The organism is Sphaerospermopsis sp. FACHB-1094 (assembly GCF_014696195.1).
GTDB lineage: Bacteria > Cyanobacteriota > Cyanobacteriia > Cyanobacteriales > Nostocaceae > Sphaerospermopsis > Sphaerospermopsis kisseleviana.
Window position 1 is genome coordinate 24,043 of the sequence record NZ_JACJPT010000039.1, and the last position, 18,168, is coordinate 42,210.

An 18,168-nucleotide genomic window follows, 5' to 3' on the forward strand; every position below is an offset into this window, starting at 1 on the left:
TGCACAAACTCTTTCTAGAATTTTTACACCTTGGATATTTTTTGTGCTGGAAGCCTTCCCAAATGTGTAAGTTGGCTTTTTACTCATCCCTGACTTATATGATTAGGTATCTTTATCATGCAAATGATATAATCAAGGACGTTTTAATCTTTCACCTATTACCTGTTGTCATTGCATATCTTCTGATAGTTTAATTTGCCAGTTTTGTGGAGCTACTTGCCCTTGCAGCCAAGTCTGAAACCGCTCATTCAGCAATCTTTGACGAATTTGCCGATCCAACTGAGCTGGTAGTAGTTTTTCTAGCCTGACAATTACTATCCATTCTCCTATTTGAGTAGGTGGTGAAAGTTGCTGTGGTTGGCTGACAGATAAGACTCTCGCCAACATCGGATGAAGAGATTGTAATTCCACAGGACCGACTAAACCATCTGTTTGGGCTTCTGGACCTTGGGCATATTCTCTTGCTGCTTGAGCAAAAGATTGTTCTCCTTCTTGGATGCGGAAGTAGATTTCTTGGGCTATTCCAATATCAGAAGTAGTGATCAGGGAATATATAACTCGATCCAACTGGGTTTTGCGCTGGTAAAAGTAGGAGTCTAAATCTTGTCCCCAACTTGCTTCTTTGAACTTTTCCAGTTTCAGTTGGCGAATAGCTATACTATTCAACTGTTCGGTACTGATTCCCTGTTCTTGTTTTCCTTGATATTGTTGCGCTAACTGTTCACAGGCTTGTTTTTCTTCCTGTGGTGTACATTCAATTTCTGCGATCGCTTGATCAATTACTACCTCTTTCAGTAATGGTGGTACTAATTGGTGTTTCCCCAGTAGTTGTAGAACTTCTGGGGCTGTTATTATGCGATCGCCAAATTGCAGCACTGGATTCATATCACTTGCCAGTAAATTTACTACCTGTCTCAATTGTTATTACAACTACATTAAAACTAGATTATGTTCCGTTGATCTCTGGTTTAAAACAATGTTCTTTTTATCACTGGTTTTTCTACTTCAGTCCTTTTTCTATAGGTTCATAGCACATATAGCCAATAAATACTCCTACAGTAAACTAATACAGTAAACTAATACACTTTTGTATAGCTCACTGATAGAGGTATTAGTATTTAAGGATATCGTACCAAGCTATCACAATTTTGGGAAATTGCAACCTCAAACTGGCATTTAAGTCAAAAAACTTATAAAGTTTACCTGATTATGGAAAAAATAAATTGTCCATCCCAGTTTCAGGAACAGTTGTAGCAATTAGGGCTGGCCGAGACAAATCTACTTAGCCAACCCTAATTAAACCTATAATCCAAAAACAGAACTTTTAACCGTGATCTTGAGAAAGATCCTAACCTATCATCAAAATATACCCTGAATAGCATCAAGCCCTGGTAATTACTTAGAATATAACTGATTGGTGAATAATTGTTTTAATTGTTGTTTCCAACTACCAATAACCAACAGGACTTACGCAAAAGGGAACGAAAGTAGGGGTAATTCATGAATTACCCCTACGCAAGAATAAGGTTTTTAGTCATATCTTGCGTAAGTCCTATAAGTCTTGAACCGGACATGATATAACTAGGGATTTTACTAAATCACAAAGATATCAGAGTGACTCAAACTAGCAGAATTACTTAGAGTTGCGATCTTCACACTAGCTCCAGCACCGTCACCATCGGCATCAAAGAATAAATCACCATTGGTAGTGTTGAAAATAAATCTATGGGTGCTGCTAGTAGCTGAAGTCACACCTGCACCAAAAGTAAAAGCTTCTGCACTTAATTGACCGATTGCTAAACTAGTAAAACCATTGCTATCTATTTGAATTTTATCTGTTCCAGATTCAAAATCGGTAATTGTATCAATTCCTCCATCTAAACCAGTGAAACGGAAAGCGTCCATACCAACGCCACCTGTGAGAGTGTCATTACCCTCACCACCTATGAGAGTGTCATTACCTGCTTCTCCAGACAGATTATCGTCACCAAGTCCACCATCTAGGAAATTATTACCATTATTACCCAACATGGCATTATTCAGATCGTTACCTGCACCGTTGATATTGTTCTCACCTATCAAAGACAAACTTTCTAAATGATCTCCCAGGTGATAACTGATAGATGATATGACTGTATCTATGCCTTCATTAGCATTTTCAATGACTACGTCCCCTAAGTCATCAACAACATAGGTATCGTTACCATTTCCACCGATGAGACTATCAGCACCTGTACCACCTATGAGAGTGTCATTACCCTCACCACCTATGAGAGTGTCATTACCTCCTTGTCCAGACAGATTATCGTTACCACTGTCACCATCTAAGACATTATTATCATCATTACCCAACAGCACATTATTCAGGTCGTTACCTGTAACGTTGATATTCACAAAGATATCAGAGTGACTCAAACTAGCAGAATTACTCAGAGTTGCAATCTTCACACTAGCTCCAGCACCATCACCATCGGCATCAAAGAATAAATCACCATTGGTAGTGTTGAAAATAAATCTATGGGTGCTGCTAGTAGCTGAAGTCACACCTGCGCCAGAAGTAAAAGCTTCGGCGCTTAATTGACCAATTGCTAAACCAGTAAAACCATTGCTATCTATTTGAATTTTATCTGTTCCAGATTTAAAATCGGTAATTGTATCAATTCCTCCATTTAAACCAGTGAAACGGAAAGCGTCCATACCAACACCACCTGTGAGAGTGTCATTACCCTCACCACCTATGAGAGTGTCATTACCTGCTTGTCCAGACAGATTATCGTTACCTCTGCCACCATCTAGGAAATTATTACCATTATTACCCAACATGTCATTATTCAGATCGTTACCTGCACCGTTGATATTGTTCTCACCTATCAAAGACAGACGTTCTAAATGATCTCCCAGATGATAACTGATAAATGATACGACTGTATCTATGCCTTCATTAGCATTTTCAATGACTACGTCCCCTAATTCATCAACAACATAGGTATCTTTACCAACTCCACCGATCAGACTATCAGCACCTGTACCACCTATGAGAGTGTCATTACCCTCACCACCTATGAGAGTGTCATTACCTGCTTGTCCATAGATAGTATCATCACCAAGTCCACCATCTAAGACATTATTAACATCATTCCCAAAGAGTGTATTATTTAGGTCATTACCTGTTCCGTTGATATCATTCTGACCTGTTAAAATGAGGGTTTCTAAATTATCTCCCAGGGTATAACTGATAGATGATATGACTGCATCTATGCCTTCATTAGCATTTTCAATGACTACGTCCCCTAAGCCATCAACAACATAGGTATCGTTACCATTTCCACCGATGAGACTATCAACACCTGTACCACCATCGAGGTAGTCATTACCCTCGCCACCTATGAGAGTGTCATTACCTCCCTGTCCGTACAGACTATCGTTACCAAGTCCACCATCTAAGACATTATTAACATCATTACCCAAAACTCCATTATTCAGTTCGTTACCTGTAGCGTTGATATTTTCGTTACCTATTAAAGCAAGGTTTTCTAAATTATTTCCCAGGGTATAACTGATAGATGATACGACTGTATCTGTGCCTTCATTAGCATTTTCAATGACTTGATCCCCTGAGTTATCAACACCATAGGTATCGTTACCATTTCCACCGATCAGACTATCAGCACCTGTACCACCTATGAGAGTGTCATTACCTTCTTGTCCGTACAGACTATCATTGCCTCCTAGTCCGTAGATAGTATTGTTACCAATGCCACCACTTAGGACATCATTGCCATCATCCCCAAAGATTTTATCTGACATTGTCTATACCTTAATAAAATGGTAAAGTGAAATTGAAACAAATTCAAATTGCAGTATTTGTCCAGCCCATTGTCATTGTGATTAAATCCTTTGACTGTGAGCTTTTGACAAATATTGCTTTCCTGTTTGTAGTTCCTTCATTTAATCTAAAAACTTTTTATGGACAATAACTAAAATGAACCTTTTACAAGAATTTCATATTTTTCTTATCCATTTTTTATATAGTTTTTTTGAATTTTAAGCTAGTCCAAATAATAGATGCCAATAATGTAAACAAGGATTTATTGATGTTGATTAAAAATACTTTTAAACGGTTATATTAATTGCAAATTATCAATTTATACAGCACTTACCATAGTGAGAAGTTATAAAATTACAGGTTTTAAGGAACTATTAACGGCAAATAGGGAAAATAAAATAAAGAATCAAGGTATACTGATTTATTCTGCCAAATCAAATATGATTGTTATATATAGCAATCAATCCTATATGATCCTTGAGAGTTAATAAAGCCTCAAATCCTTATAAAACAAGGATTTTTACTACATATTTTCTCAAAAATGGGGTAGGATTACCATAGCAGAATTGAGGACTAAAACTCTATTTTAATAAGACTTGTATCATAAATTGATGTGATCATCCTGCCTACGACTATATATAATAAATTGAGATATTTTGTTTATATAACTAAATTATATTCACGTTTCTTTTACAAAGGAAGGTAGGAAGCGAAAATCCATTTTTTTAAACGTTATTGTATACACAATATCAAAAAAATAGCAGTAACATTTAAGGTCATAATCGCCATTTTTAGGCTCAAAAAATGCATACTTTTAAAGTATAGTAATTTAAGTTTCTCTGTGTCTAAATTTGCAAAATTTTATGATTTTTGCATATTTAAGTGTCACTTAATAAACCTCTGGAGAAAATGAATTTAGGGACAATTCATGAATTGTCCCTAGAACGGGTTGCAAATCATGCACATTGAATTACCAACAGATGTATATAGGGGTTGCTGAGAAAGTCTTTCCGTGAGGGCATAGGAGTCAGGAGTCAGGAGTCAGGAGTCAGGAGGAGATTTGAAAATTTCTTTGCCATCTCTTGAAATCCCCAAAAATGCACACTTTTTCCGGTATACCCTTCAAAACCCTTGCACTAATTTCTGTGTTTATCAGCCTCTAACCTTTGATATATCAAGGTTTTAGGTTTATTCAGCAAACCCTATATAGCGTTTCCCAGTCTCATGAGGTACACCCTAATTTATTTACTGTTCCCAATTCCCAATTCCCAATTCCCTAAGATCAAAAACTCTGTACCTCACTAGCTTGGTAAATGCTATAATGATATTGATCAACGGAATAAACGAGGATTTAAGATGGTCTGTTTTTGTGGTTGAGATGGACTACCAATTGATACTCCATTTCGTAATTGTGTAGCTGTACCACCATCTTCAGGAGCTAAAAAAGGTTTTAAATTAATGCCATTGTTTGAAGAATTAACAGTATTTTTATCTCCTAAAAGTCTACGTCCTAAATTGTACAGTTCGTTGACTCCTCCTGGATGACGATTAGTGTAGGTGTTAACGGCTATAGTTTGCTGTCCGTTGTCTGCGGTAGTTAGGTTGCTGAAGATACTACTGCGGATAGCGTAGGGGTCTTTATTTCGTGGTACTGTCAGAACAATGCGACAACCGGGGTTAGCTTCGGTGGTGACACAAATAATATTTTCGTTATTTTCTCTGGCTATTTGCAGTTCTTGTAGTCCATCTGGACGGTATAATTCTAAGCGTTGGGCGATCGCCTGACAACGATTTTGCGGATTCCAACCACCTCCTAATGCTTGAGGTGCAGCCCAAGCAAAAAATTGACCGGGTTGGCTTTGGGGTTGATACATTACCGTATATCTACCATTGTAAGATTGACAGCTAAATCTGGTGCTAGTATTAACGGGGGTGGAAGTGGGTATATTGGTGGATGAACCTGATGGTACTGTTGTTGTTGAGCCTGATGGTACAGTGGGAACAACAATACTATCAGTTTGAGCGAAGGCCACGGAGTTACCGATCAATAAGGATAAACTCAAACCACTGAAAAATAAATACCGCAGCGGTTGTGATGACATAACTTTACCTCTACAAATACTGATATTTTCCTTGACGCAGAATTTGATATTTAGTTCATCTGAGGGCTTAATTTTTTGATCAGTGATCAGAATAACTGATCACTGATAACTAATAACTGTCCTTAATCTTGCACGTATTCCTGACCTGTCACTAAAGCAACTTCAGCGCGAACAAATTCCCTTCCCAAATAAGCAGCATGGTCAAAGAAAGTTACAGGACAGGGTTGAGTTTCTTCAAAAATTTTCACACACAATTCTTTGGCAGTGCGGCCGCTAAATACGGTTGTGTGAGTTCTTTCTACCTTACCCCGTGCCGGAATCACCTTACCAGTTTCTGGATCTACAGCCAAACCACGTTCATCAATTATATTTGTAAAATGTTTGGCATAAATTAACCGTTCATTGCGGTCAATGTAAATAATGAAATAGCCACTGGGGTCAAGATCAATATGACGTTGGGAAAGCTTATCATCAATTGCGGTTAAATCATCAAGTATTAAATCCATAGTCATGCTAAAAAAAGAAATTATTTCCAGAGTTTTTTACATTACAATTCCAGTGTAATTCTTTAACCAGATTTTTTAACGATTATTTTGACTAAAAGGTAACTCTGCATTGATCGCCTTCATTTCCTCCTCTTCCATTTGATTCACTTCTAGAATATAAGGACGTAAGATTTGTCCTAAACGATTATTGTAAAATCGGTGTAGACTGTGATTAGGTTTAGCTGGAAAACCGCGCCGTTTCTTATGTCTTCCCCCCGCACCGGGATCAAAAGTTTGGATACCGTGAGCGATCGCCCACTCAATCGGTGCATAATAACAAGCTTCAAAATGTAAGCAATCTATTTCTTGAAAACTGCCCCAATAGCGACCATATAGTTTATCATCCTTGAATAAACAAAATGACATCCCCACAGGTTGACGCTGGTTTTCATCATTATAAGCAGCGAAAAATACCACCCGATGACGATAATTATGATATAAACTTTCAAAAAATCCCTTGGTCAGATACTTACTACCCCACCAACCAAACTTATCACAGGTATCCGCATAAAATTCATACATTAACGGAAACAGCGACTTAGGAATTTCTTCACCAGTGACAGCTTGCAGTCGTAAACCAGCCTTTTCTACCGCCTTGCGTTCTCTTTTAATATTCCGCCTTTGGTTAGCATTGAATACTTTTAAATAATCATCAAAACCTTGAAAATCAGCATTTTCCCAAATATAGCTATGGTGTAACCAAGCCGTGAAGCCTTGTTTTTCCAACACAGGCCGCCATTGGGGATCAACATACAGAAAATGACAGCCAGAAATATTATTTTGGATGCAAAAAGCATCAATTTCGTGTACCATCATTGCCGTAATTTCTGCTTCATCTTCCCCAGGAGAAATTAAAAAGCGATAGCCTTCAGCCGGGGTAAATGGCGACATTCCCAACATTTTGGGGTAATACTCTACACCAATACGATAAGCTAAATCAGCCCATTGATGATCAAAAACAAATTCCCCTTGACTATGCCCTTTAAGATAAAGTGGAGCAGCAGCAATTAATGTTCTATCTCGCCATAAAGTCAGGTGATTTGGCAACCAACCAGCGTTAGCTGTAGCACTATGGGAGGTTTCCATATTATTCAACCAATCCCATTCTAAAAACGGAGTTTTTAGTGGCATAGCCAAAGCATCCCAGGCTGTTTGAGGAACTTCGGCAATTTTATGAGTCCAAACTACAGAATAGTTAGATTTGAGTGGTTTTACCATCGTGTGGTTGTGAATATCTATTTTGATTACAGCAGGAGGCAGGAGTTATTTATTTTGGATTTTGGATTTTGGATTGTTTTTGTTAACTCCAATCTAAAATCTAAAATCTAAAATTTTCTTCCCCAATCCCCAGTCACCATTTCCCTGTTCCCTGTTCCCTCTCCTAACTATAAAATGTATTTTGTATAACTTACTTAATCATCCTTATGATCCTTGCTAAAAATTCGCCCCTGCTGTAGTTGTCAGTAACCAGGGTTGAACTGGTTGTGGAAAGAATTTAATATCCGGATTCAGGTTTCCAGAACTTGAAAGCACTATATGAATCGGCTAGAGAGATTTATTTTCTGTTTTTCTCTGTTGCAGCAGTGTTGGATGGGAGACAGTAAGTGTTGTACCGTAGGCACAAAGAGTACCCGCACCAAATAAAACGGCATCTGAGGTTGAGTTTTGGAGCGTGGTGGAAAAACTTAACCGTCCTTGAGGCAATTGATAATCAAATTTTTATCACCTTTAGGACTTACGCAAGATGTGACTGAAAACCTTATTCTTGCGTAGGGGTAATTCATGAATTACCCCTACTTTCGTTCCCTTTTGCGTAAGTCCTGACCTTATTGAAAAAATTGGGTTTAAAACCGAACTTTGTCCCGCTACGCTCATGCCTTTTCAGGCGAAAAATTGTTGCAGCGGGGTATAAATTCCCATGACAAAAACCGCCTCCTGACTTCTGCCTTCTGTTCCATGCCTCCTATCTTCGTTCAAAAATGTCTCATTTATCCCATCTGATGACATATTTTTATTCTTGTGGTTTGCAGATACGGAGTGAGACAAGCGATGGCTAAGTACCGTCAATCCTCTTTTAGACGAATTTTAGTAACCAGGATATTGCTGGTATTTGTCCCAGTTTTATTAATTGGGGAAATGGCAGCACTCAATAAGGCACGTTCTAGCCTCTTGAACACTGCACGACAAAACTTAACGGACAGTGCTATTAATAAAGGTGAAAAAATAACTGACGCGATCGCCACATTAAAGACAAATTTACTCAGTGCTAGTCAGACAAAAGTAATTCAGTCAGGTTCAGCTACTCAAGCTGAAAAATTCATCACCAAATTAGCCCAGCAATTACCGAATAAGATTGATTGTATTCAACTCAAACATCTGCAAAAAAACGCTCGCAAAAATCAAATTATTGCTAGTAGCTGTGGTGATCAGACCATTATTGAACAGCCATTGTCATTTACAAATGATGAAATCCAAATTACATTAATTTCCCCACCAAAACCAGGAACAACTGGCAAACGTGAGCCAGAAAATCAATTACAATTGCTTTTATCAGCCCCAGTTTATAACCAACGAGGAAATTTAGCTTACGCCTTAATTATCAAAACTACATTGCACCGACAAATTGAAAATAAGCAAGGTTCTTTAATCGGTTCTTTGGTAGTCATTGCTGAAGATGGGAATATTTTGGCACATCCATTACCGGAAACAATAGGAACTAATATTAAAAAATACTCAGATTCTCAACAAATACAAAGTGTAATTAAAAATGCCATTAAGGGAAATAATGATTCCCTAAATTTTAATTTTAGCGACGGTAATGAATCAGTTGCAGGGTATACAGCAATTCCTAATCCCATTACACAACAGCAACAACAAAAATGGATTATTTTAGCTGTCGTTAGTGTTCAAGATGCACTGCTAGGTTTAGATGAAATCAAACTTATTCTTATTGTCTTAACAGTTGGTTTAATAGGTGCGAGTTTGTTAGCATCTTTCTATTTAGTACCTTATTTAGCAGGTCCTGTGGAAGAACTCAGAGACTACGCTTTAAATATTCATAGTCACCATGCCGTACAACCCATACCCCGTAACTTTAAAATCAAGGAATTTAATCAACTTGCTCAAGCATTAGATCAAATGGTAGAACGACTCAAAGCATGGGCGGAAGAATTAGAAATAGCTTGGAAAGAAGCCAAATCAGCTAATGTTGTTAAAAGTCAGTTTTTAGCCACAACTTCCCATGAATTGCGGAATCCATTGAATATTATTATTAACTGTGTGCGTTTAGTGAGAGATGGTTTATGTGATGATCGAGAAGAAGAATTAGAATTTCTCAAGCGTGCCGATGATACAGCTATTCATTTATTAGGTATTATTAATGATTTACTCGATATTTCTAAAATTGAAGCTGGCAAACTATCGGTAGTAATTGCTCCTTTAGAATTGCGTCAATTATTATTAGAAGTTATTAATTTACAATCAGTGAATATCCAACAAAAGGAACTGCAATTAAAATGTGATATAGGTAATGAAATCATTCCTGTTAAGGCAGATGAGGTTAAACTCAAACAAGTGCTAATTAATATTATTGGTAATGCGACAAAATTCACCGATAAAGGTAGCATTATTATCAGTACCAAGATTCAGCAGCAAGGTGGTAAATCTCATGTTATTGTTGCGGTTCAAGATACAGGTATAGGTATTGATCCAGACCAACAAAATAAATTATTTCGTCCCTTTGTCATGGTGGATGGAACAACTACACGCAAGTTTGAAGGTACTGGACTAGGATTAGCAATTTCCCGCAACTTAATCGAACTGATGGGGGGAAAAATTACCCTTGAGAGTTTGGGTTTGCACCAGGGTACAACTGTGAAAATTATCTTACCTTTGATTGACACATCTTTATTATCTGCCTCAGAGAAAACAGAGGAGAAAAAAGAAACTACGAAAATAGACAAATTTCTGCAAACAAAATAAATCTAGAAAAGCATATAGTAGCAAGTTAACGAAGGCAAGAGGCTGGAGTAAAACCCTGCTGCGCTAACAATAGATGTCCTAAGATGTCCTAACTAGGGTTTGCTGAAAAAGTCTTGTCGTGGAGACAGGGAACAGGGAACAGTTTCAAGAGTTGGATAGGAACGATTTTTTCTTTAAGTAGGGCTTGCTGAATAAACCCAAAATACTCGTAAATCAAAGGTTTGAGGCTGATCAGGAGGAAAGAAAGTGCAAGATTTTTGAAGGGTATACCTTAAAAACTGTGCATTTTGGGTCTGATAAATTAGAAAATCTGGGGATAACAGATAGCTAAAACTATTCCTTATTCCCTATTCCCTATTCCCTGCCTCAACGAAGGGACTTTTTCAGCAAACCCTAAGTAGGAATTAAGTGCAAGGTTTTTCAGTTACCACCTCATAAAAGCTTGCACTTTTTTAACTTCCAGCAGGCTAAGACCCTTTACCTATAATCTTTTCATGTTTATTCAGCAAAACCTAACTACTCTGTATACAGCTATAGTAGGGGTTTAGCATTGCTAAACCCCTTTCCATGAAAGCCTGAGTGATTTTGGATTTAAGCTGTGATGGGCAATATTTCCCAAAATCAACAATAATAAAAAATACTGTTATATCAACCCAGTCACACAGCAGTATAGAATTTTTTAGGTAACTGAAGTTACTGGGGATAAGGATGTATAATTAACCCGTCTCCTCTACAAAAACAGTATTTTGATAGCTGGACTGCTTGATTATTTATTTTACCTTGATAAAGTGTGTATGTGGAAACAAGAGAAAAACGATAGTATAGTCCTTCATCTTGCCTTATCACTAGCCTTAGCTACCACCCCACTGGCAGCAAATGTTTTGGTATCATTGCCTGTACTAGCAGAATCAACAACTGATGTTTCTACTTTCCCATTACCGCAAACAGTAGAAAATGCAACCAGGGTGCGGATTGATGGCTCAATGAGTTTGGTAATGATCAACCAAAGCCTGAAAGATAGTTTTGAGAAACAGTTTTCTGGCACAGAGGTAGAAATTAGAGTTAATGGTACTGATGCGGCACTCAAAGCGTTGCTAGATGGTGAAATTGATATAGCAGCGATCGCTCGTGGACTAACCCCAGCAGAAAAAGCCCAAGGTTTAGAACAAATTAGCTTATACAGAGAAAAAATTGCCATTATTGTTGGTGCAAACAATCCTTTCCAAGGTGGTTTGACTATTGAACAATTGGCCAAGATTTTTCGGGGTGAAATTACTGATTGGTCAGAACTTGGAGGCGCACCTGGTAAAATTCGCTTGATTGATCGCCCCCTAAATGGCGATATTCGTAATTCTTTTCGCAATTATCCAGTCTTTAAATCTGCTGAATTTGGGACTGGTGCTAACGCTATACAAATAGCTGAAGATAAAACTGCCCTGATTGTCAAAGAATTAGGCACTGATGGTATTAGTTATGCGAGAGATAATCAGGTATCAAAATTACCAGATGTGCGAACTCTCAAAATCCAGGGATTTACAGCCAATGAATCTAAATATCCCTTTTCCCAGCCTTTGGTTTATGTTTACAAGCAAAATCCTAGCCCGGCAGTAGCTAGTTTTTTGGGTTTTACTACCGCATCTGTAGGAAAGAAAGCGATCGCAACAGCTAGAGATGCAGAAGCATCTGCGATCGCTGCCAGTGCATTACAAAGTTTTACTTTAGAAACTGCAACCAATTCCACACCAGCGGCTCAATCTGTAGATACTGTAGATACTACTGTATTCTCTGAAGATTCTCCTGTAGCAAATTCTTTACAAACAGAATCTTTACCTACTACAAATAATTCCGGTAATCAGCAGTTTGTCAATCCTTTGGCAAATAGAAATGCAGAATTTTTGATTGTCTTTTCTTTATTGCCCATTGTTGGTTTAGGAGGCTTTGTTGCCTGGTGGTTAAAGAGAAAACAACAATCAGCAGAGAAAAAAATATCTTTATTAGAAACATCAAATGGTGGTGCATCAATTACCGAAACCATACTCACAATACCTGACGAATACAGCACTACTTCCCCTGTTAACCACACCACGCGCACTAACGGTACATCACAATCTCATCAAAACACAAACTCAATCATCTCCAAGCCAGAAAACAATTCCACTGTCACTGAATCAAAAACCTTAACTGGTACTTTAAACATAGTAACGGCAAAATCCACAAACACAAGAACAAAGGTAACAAACCATTTTACAGATAAAACAATTGCTCTAGATTCTGGCGAAGTGGTATGGGATACAGAAGCACCAGTAGCTGTTGTGAATACTCCCTATCCAGCAGTTACAAATATTCCAGCAGTATCATTTAATAATTTAGAATTTTCAACAGATGAGTTAAGCAGTTCTCTATTAGAATTACTAGAAGAACCAGCCGCATCATCTGCTAAAGAAGCCAGCGTTTCTCTGACAGAAGCACTCGGTATTACCGCAAATTCACCTGTGGAAAATTCCACCATTTCCCTATCAGAATTATTAGATGATATCACAGAATCATCTGCTAAAGAAGCCAGCGTTTCTCTGACAGAAGCACTCGGTATTACCGCAAATTCAGAGGATGCTGATTCTCACACTTCCCTATGGGAATTACTCAGTGTTACCGCAAATTCAGAGGATGCTGATTCTCACACTTCCCTATGGGAATTGTTGCCTGTTTCGACAACAAATTCTGATCCAGAATCTAGAACTTCTCTAACTTCTCTATCAGAATTATTAGGCTTAAAACCAGAAGCAGAAGGTTCAGATTTAGGTCCAATAACAGATGAAATCAAAAAATCACTATCTGATTTATCAAATGAGTTAGAAGAAGTATTTAATACCTTTGAAAATCAAGCTGAAATCAAGGCTGATTTAGCCGCAGAAACTATTAATCATCAAGTCTGGGAAATAGAGGCAGATACAGAAAACATAGCTAGTGCTGATAATATTCTCGAAGATTACTTATCCGATTCAAAGGCGCAAACTCACACCACAGAAATTGTTAGTTGGTCAGATATAAGTGGAGACAGTAGCATTGTTTTCACACCTCGCACTCCCCAATGGGCTTATGTTTCTTGGTATGTTGCGGAAACTCAGAAACAAGCAGCACAAAAAATAGGGGGTACTATTTTGGCAGTGCGACTTTATGATGCGACTGATATTGATCTCAGTTATCAATTTCCTCAACTGGTTCAGCAGTATGAATGTGAGGAAGTAATTTGTGATTGTTATGTAGCTATTCCCACAAGCAATCGTGACTATATGACTGAAATTGGTTATGTTACCAATAATAATGATTGGTTGTGTATAGCTCGTTCTGGTAAAATTCGTATTTTCAGTCGTCCTGGTAAAGACTTTTGGTTTGTAGCAGATACGGAATTAGTTATTCATGGTTCAACAGAACCAGGTGCAACTGTGACTATTGATGGTCATAAAATTAAACTCCACTCTGATGGTACTTTCCATTTGCGTGTTCCATTTTCAGATAAATTATTTAATTATCTGATGAAAGCTACTACTGATGATGGAGAGCAAAGTATTACTATCCTCAAGAAATTTTTCCAAGAAAGTTCAGAGTCATCCTGAACCCAGGATAGCGGAGTGAAGCATTTCAGTATGTCTTACTGACTGCTGAATGCTGACCATTTCCCAATTCAATTTTCCAGAAGTTTTTGATAATCTTGTGGTGTATCAATATCAATTGCACCTAAAGGAAAGCGAATACTAAAAACATCATTTTTATAGATTTTAATGAGTTTTCTTGCGCCCATATCCTGCGTTAAATTGGCTAATTCTGAAAAGTATTTTCTACTAAATAAAACAGGTACTCCTAATGTATCTGCATATTCACAAGCAATAATTTGTTGATTTGTAGAATGATATGATTCCACTAAATTATTAATGATTTCCGCATTTAAAAAAGGTTGATCGCAAACAGTAATTACTACCGCTTCTATGGTAGGATAATTGTCTACAAGTGCAGTCATTCCCCAACAAATAGAAGCACTCATTCCTAACTGCCAATCTGGATTTTCAACTATTATAAGATTCGGTAGTTGAATTTGCTCCAGTTGAGAAAGTATACTTTCTGAATTTGCTCCTAATACTAACATTACAGGATGACAGACTGAAGCGATCGCCTGTTTTATAGTTTTGTTAACTAAACTTTCTCCTTGATAGGATAACAATTGTTTTGGTGAACCCATACGAGTTGATGCACCAGCAGCTAAAATAATAATACCAACGTTTGGTAATTGGTAATTGGTAATTGGTAATTGGTAATTGCTCATATTTATTTATAACTTCTAATTTCTATATTTTCTCAAATCTGAATTAATTATTAATCTCTATTTCCTTAATTTCATTTCTTTGATTTATTGGTTTTGTCCGATGTTTCAAAAAACCACCAGTGCGATTTTTAAGTATAGTTTGAATTTCCGCAATAATAGATAAAGCTATAGTTTCTGGTGTATCTGCACCAATATCTAAACCTACAGGAGCATAAAATTTAGCTAATTTTTCAGGGTTAAATTCTCCCATCGCTTCCTGTACATCTGTCAGTAATTTAGCAATTCTCTGTTTTGAACCCAAACAACCTAAATATTTAATATTAACTGGTATTAAAAGTTTGAGAATTGCCAAGTCATCAAAATAATTATGAGTCATTACCACAGCAAGAGAATTTGCATTCACAGATAATTGTTGAGGTAAAATATCTCGACGAGTAAGAATAATTTCATCAGCCATAATAAAACGTTCTTTACTTAATTCTAAAGCACGACAATCAAAAATTGTCACTTTCCAACCTAACGCTTTAGCAAACTCCGCTAATGGAATTGCATCACGGCCAGCACCAAAAATCATTAAATTTGGTGGTGGTTGAATCAACTCAATAAAAACACTTACCTCACCTGAATAAAGTTGATATTTATGAAAACTAGAGGATTGATTTTTTAATACTAATTCTGCATCTTTGATTAAAGCATTATTGATCACAGGTTCAGAAATATTACTATTTACAAAACCATCAGAATTAAGTGTTAAATGCGCCCCCAAAGAAACATTAATATTACCAGAAACACTAAAAACAGAAGCAATAATACCTGGTTGTTGATGAGATAAACATTGATGAATAAAAGCTAAAGGATTCAAAGGATCATCGTGATAAATACGCTCAATTAAAATATCTACCACACCATTACAACCTAAACCAAAACCCCAAATAATATCTTCCTCAGCATTGGTATCATAAGTAATGATCTTTGCTTTTTCATCTGTCGTCATTAAGCGGGTATGTTCAATGACATCATTTTCTAAACAACCTCCGCTAATAGTTCCCATTATTTTACCTGATGATGTAATCAACATTCGCGCACCCGGTTGACGATAGGTAGAACCTTGAACATTGACAACAGTTGCCAGAAATAATTCTTCGTTATTATGTTGATTGTCTACAAATGATGTAATAATAGAATTTATCTCTTTCATATTGTTGGAGAATCCTGTGATGTTAACAAATATCATGAATATAAATTTTATATTTAGTATAACAGTTTAGTGCCAATTACTGAAGATTAAATAGGGTTTGCTGAATAAACCTAAAACCTTGATATATCAAAGGTTAGAGGCTGATAAACACAGAAATTAGTGCAAGGGTTTTGAAGGGTATACCGGAAAAAGTGTGCATTTTTGGGGATTTCAAGAGATGGCAAAGAAATTTTCAAATCTCCTCCTGACTCCTGACTCCTGACTCCTGACTCCTATGCCATCACGGAAAGACTTTCTCAGCAACCCCTAAATACAATAGACTTCTCCAGAAAAGAAATTATGGAACTTATTTATGGGGGCAGGGCGAAGCTTATGGGATATCTAGAGATGTCTGATTTTTCTGTCAAATTATCACCCATAAGCTTCGCCCCTACAACTTATGACAAATTACTAAATTCTATTTTGGAGAGGTCTAATGAATAATTCTCACAAACAAAACGTTATTATTATCGGTGGTGGTCCTGGGGGATTAGGTGCAGCGTTAATGTTAGCTAAACGAGGCTGGAAAAATATTACAGTCATTGAAAAACGACCATCAGCAGATTATTATGAACCCGATAAATCATTTAATTATCAAATTGATGGAAGAGGACAAAAACTAACAGATTTTTTAGGAATAACTGATAAACTTGCGGATTTAAGTGTTCCTAATACTGAATTTTACTTAACTGTCATTCAAAAAGACGGAATACGTAAAACCACAAAACTACCTATTGCTGATTCTAAACGCAAAACAGCTTATTGGCTACCTAGAGCAGCTTTTGTAGAATTACTTTACCAAGAAATTCAGCAAAATTGGCAAGATAAAATTCAAGTTTTATTTAAAACTGAATGTGTAGAAATTAAACCCCATTCGCAAAATTCAGAACAGTTAGAAGTTATTACCAAATCTCAAAATCAAGAACCAGTATCTTTTGTTCCTAATTTAATCTTAGGTTGTGATGGTTTAAATTCCATTGTCAGAAAAACATTGTCTGAAATATCAGGAGAATCAAATTTATTTGAAATGCAAAAATTTCCTTCTCCTAGTGCTGGGTTAAAATACAAAGTTTTGACCTTACCTCCTCAATTTCCCTTATCAGAAACAGAGGGGGATTTATCACAATCTACAATGGCTTATGCGATTCGGTCAAGTTTTAAAGAACCTAAAAAAGCAATTTCTTTAGGTTTATTACCTTTCAAAAATCCCCAACAACCCAGAACAGCGAATATTATTACCTACCCAAACCATCAAATTTGGCAATTATCAACACCAGTAGAAGTTGAGGAATTTTTTAAACAAGCATTTCCCCAACTTCCTGTAGAAAAAATCATCTCTTCTGAAGAAATTGCCAGATTTACATTTAGTGAAGGTGGTAAATTTCCTGTTCCTCAATATTGTTCAGGACTATATCAAATTTTTGGCAAACCCGAAGATAACCAAGGAACAGCAGTAATTTTATTAGGGGATGCGGTGCATTGTTTCCCCCCTGATATTGGACAAGGTGTTAATTCTGCATTGGAAGATATTTATATTTTCCAGGAAATTTTACAAGAAACTCAAGATAATCTTACTGCTGCACTTCCACGTTATCAAAACTTACGTGAACTGGATATTAAAGCTTTAATTCGTTTAGTACAAATTGGTTATCCTTGGCAGTATAATCAGGATCAAGTACAAAAAAGATTATGGAGTATTAATTTCTTTTTGCGGTTACTTTTAAATCGGTTATTTCCGTTTTTATTTTCTCCCCATTGCTTTTTATTGATTCAAAATCATGAGTTATCGTATTGGGAAATATTGCATAAAAGCAATAGAACTACTCGGAATTTATCAATTTTAGCAGGAGTGATAATATTGGGTATTTTGATGATGATAAATTATAGTTAATTCTCGTTTTTGTCTGAATCAGGAAAATAATCACTATTTAAAATTTCTTCAGGAGTAAAAGGACATTGTTCAGGAAAAGTTGCACTTGGTAAACCTGTTTTATTAATTGCTTGTCTTTTCGCTTTGAGATAAACAGCATCTAAACAACCCAAAAAATAATTATATAGGGTTTGCTGAATAAACCTAAAACCTTGATATATCAAAGGTTAGAGGCTGATAAACACAGAAATTAGTGCAAGGGTTTTGAAGGGTATACCGGAAAAAGTGT

11 protein-coding genes and 1 pseudogene are annotated in these 18,168 nt (G+C 36.7%); 3 read left to right on the top strand and 9 right to left on the bottom strand.

Annotated elements, in window-relative coordinates; all coding sequences use genetic code 11:
* Positions 1-168: 168 nt before the first annotated feature.
* From H6F47_RS13800 to H6F47_RS27935, 6 genes and pseudogenes are all read right to left on the bottom strand, one after another.
* A complete protein-coding gene (locus tag H6F47_RS13800; RefSeq protein WP_137669413.1) occupies positions 169-885 on the bottom strand; it encodes a peptidylprolyl isomerase in 717 nt (238 codons plus the stop codon).
* 708 nt (positions 886-1,593) lie between these two features.
* Positions 1,594-3,807, bottom strand: a complete 2,214-nt coding sequence (locus H6F47_RS28545) for a calcium-binding protein (RefSeq protein WP_277877153.1) — start codon at positions 3,805-3,807, stop codon at positions 1,594-1,596.
* A 1,350-nt stretch (positions 3,808-5,157) separates the two neighbouring features.
* Complete coding sequence (locus H6F47_RS13815) at positions 5,158-5,928, bottom strand: COP23 domain-containing protein (RefSeq protein ID WP_096569857.1); 771 nt, start codon at positions 5,926-5,928, stop codon at positions 5,158-5,160.
* A gap of 122 nt (positions 5,929-6,050) precedes the next feature.
* Positions 6,051-6,434: a DUF4346 domain-containing protein gene (locus H6F47_RS13820; protein ID WP_096569859.1), complete on the bottom strand. Its 384-nt coding sequence runs from the start codon at positions 6,432-6,434 to the stop codon at positions 6,051-6,053.
* Between the two features lie 75 nt (positions 6,435-6,509).
* Positions 6,510-7,691, bottom strand: coding sequence for a GNAT family N-acetyltransferase (locus H6F47_RS13825; protein WP_190649612.1), 1,182 nt, complete (start codon positions 7,689-7,691; stop codon positions 6,510-6,512).
* 219 nt (positions 7,692-7,910) lie between these two features.
* Positions 7,911-8,141: pseudogene (locus H6F47_RS27935) on the bottom strand (dihydrofolate reductase family protein); the annotation flags it as partial.
* Positions 8,142-8,522: 381 nt separating this feature from the next.
* On the opposite strand from H6F47_RS27935, the gene H6F47_RS13830 reads away from it, so the two are divergent.
* Positions 8,523-10,454 (top strand): ATP-binding protein, encoded by a 1,932-nt coding sequence (locus H6F47_RS13830; protein ID WP_190649614.1) that lies wholly within the window; start codon positions 8,523-8,525, stop codon positions 10,452-10,454.
* Between the two features lie 794 nt (positions 10,455-11,248).
* Positions 11,249-14,068, top strand: coding sequence for a substrate-binding domain-containing protein (locus H6F47_RS13835; RefSeq protein ID WP_190649616.1), 2,820 nt, complete (start codon positions 11,249-11,251; stop codon positions 14,066-14,068).
* Positions 14,069-14,136: 68 nt separating this feature from the next.
* Here H6F47_RS13835 and H6F47_RS13840 read toward each other — a convergent pair whose 3' ends face one another.
* On the bottom strand, positions 14,137-14,772 hold the full coding sequence (locus tag H6F47_RS13840; RefSeq protein ID WP_096569867.1) for a nucleotidyltransferase family protein: 636 nt from the start codon (positions 14,770-14,772) through the stop codon (positions 14,137-14,139).
* Between the two features lie 43 nt (positions 14,773-14,815).
* Positions 14,816-15,970 carry an XdhC/CoxI family protein gene (locus H6F47_RS13845; protein WP_190649619.1) on the bottom strand — a complete coding sequence of 385 codons (1,155 nt, stop codon included), beginning with the start codon at positions 15,968-15,970 and terminating at the stop codon, positions 14,816-14,818.
* 475 nt (positions 15,971-16,445) lie between these two features.
* Between H6F47_RS13845 and H6F47_RS13850 the strand changes: the two genes are divergently transcribed.
* Positions 16,446-17,900, top strand: coding sequence for an NAD(P)/FAD-dependent oxidoreductase (locus tag H6F47_RS13850; protein ID WP_190346979.1), 1,455 nt, complete (start codon positions 16,446-16,448; stop codon positions 17,898-17,900).
* On the opposite strand, the gene H6F47_RS13855 is transcribed toward H6F47_RS13850, so the two are convergent.
* On the bottom strand, positions 17,897-18,103 hold the full coding sequence (locus tag H6F47_RS13855; protein ID WP_190346978.1) for a DUF29 family protein: 207 nt from the start codon (positions 18,101-18,103) through the stop codon (positions 17,897-17,899). The two genes, H6F47_RS13850 and H6F47_RS13855, sit on opposite strands and share 4 nt — an antisense overlap.
* Between the last annotated feature and the right edge of the window lie 65 nt (positions 18,104-18,168).

What these genes read in the sequence shown, in the direction of transcription:
- H6F47_RS13820 (WP_096569859.1), bottom strand. Translation starts at nt 6,434, where the DNA reads ATGGATTTAATACTTGATGATTTAACCGCAATTGATGATAAGCTTTCC.
- H6F47_RS28545 (WP_277877153.1), bottom strand. Translation starts at nt 3,807, where the DNA reads ATGTCAGATAAAATCTTTGGGGATGATGGCAATGATGTCCTAAGTGGT.
- H6F47_RS13850 (WP_190346979.1), top strand. Translation starts at nt 16,446, where the DNA reads ATGAATAATTCTCACAAACAAAACGTTATTATTATCGGTGGTGGTCCT.
- H6F47_RS13830 (WP_190649614.1), top strand. Translation starts at nt 8,523, where the DNA reads ATGGCTAAGTACCGTCAATCCTCTTTTAGACGAATTTTAGTAACCAGG.
- H6F47_RS13845 (WP_190649619.1), bottom strand. Translation starts at nt 15,970, where the DNA reads ATGAAAGAGATAAATTCTATTATTACATCATTTGTAGACAATCAACAT.
- H6F47_RS13825 (WP_190649612.1), bottom strand. Translation starts at nt 7,691, where the DNA reads ATGGTAAAACCACTCAAATCTAACTATTCTGTAGTTTGGACTCATAAA.
- H6F47_RS13815 (WP_096569857.1), bottom strand. Translation starts at nt 5,928, where the DNA reads ATGTCATCACAACCGCTGCGGTATTTATTTTTCAGTGGTTTGAGTTTA.
- H6F47_RS13840 (WP_096569867.1), bottom strand. Translation starts at nt 14,772, where the DNA reads ATGAGCAATTACCAATTACCAATTACCAATTACCAATTACCAAACGTT.
- H6F47_RS13835 (WP_190649616.1), top strand. Translation starts at nt 11,249, where the DNA reads ATGTGGAAACAAGAGAAAAACGATAGTATAGTCCTTCATCTTGCCTTA.
- H6F47_RS13800 (WP_137669413.1), bottom strand. Translation starts at nt 885, where the DNA reads ATGAATCCAGTGCTGCAATTTGGCGATCGCATAATAACAGCCCCAGAA.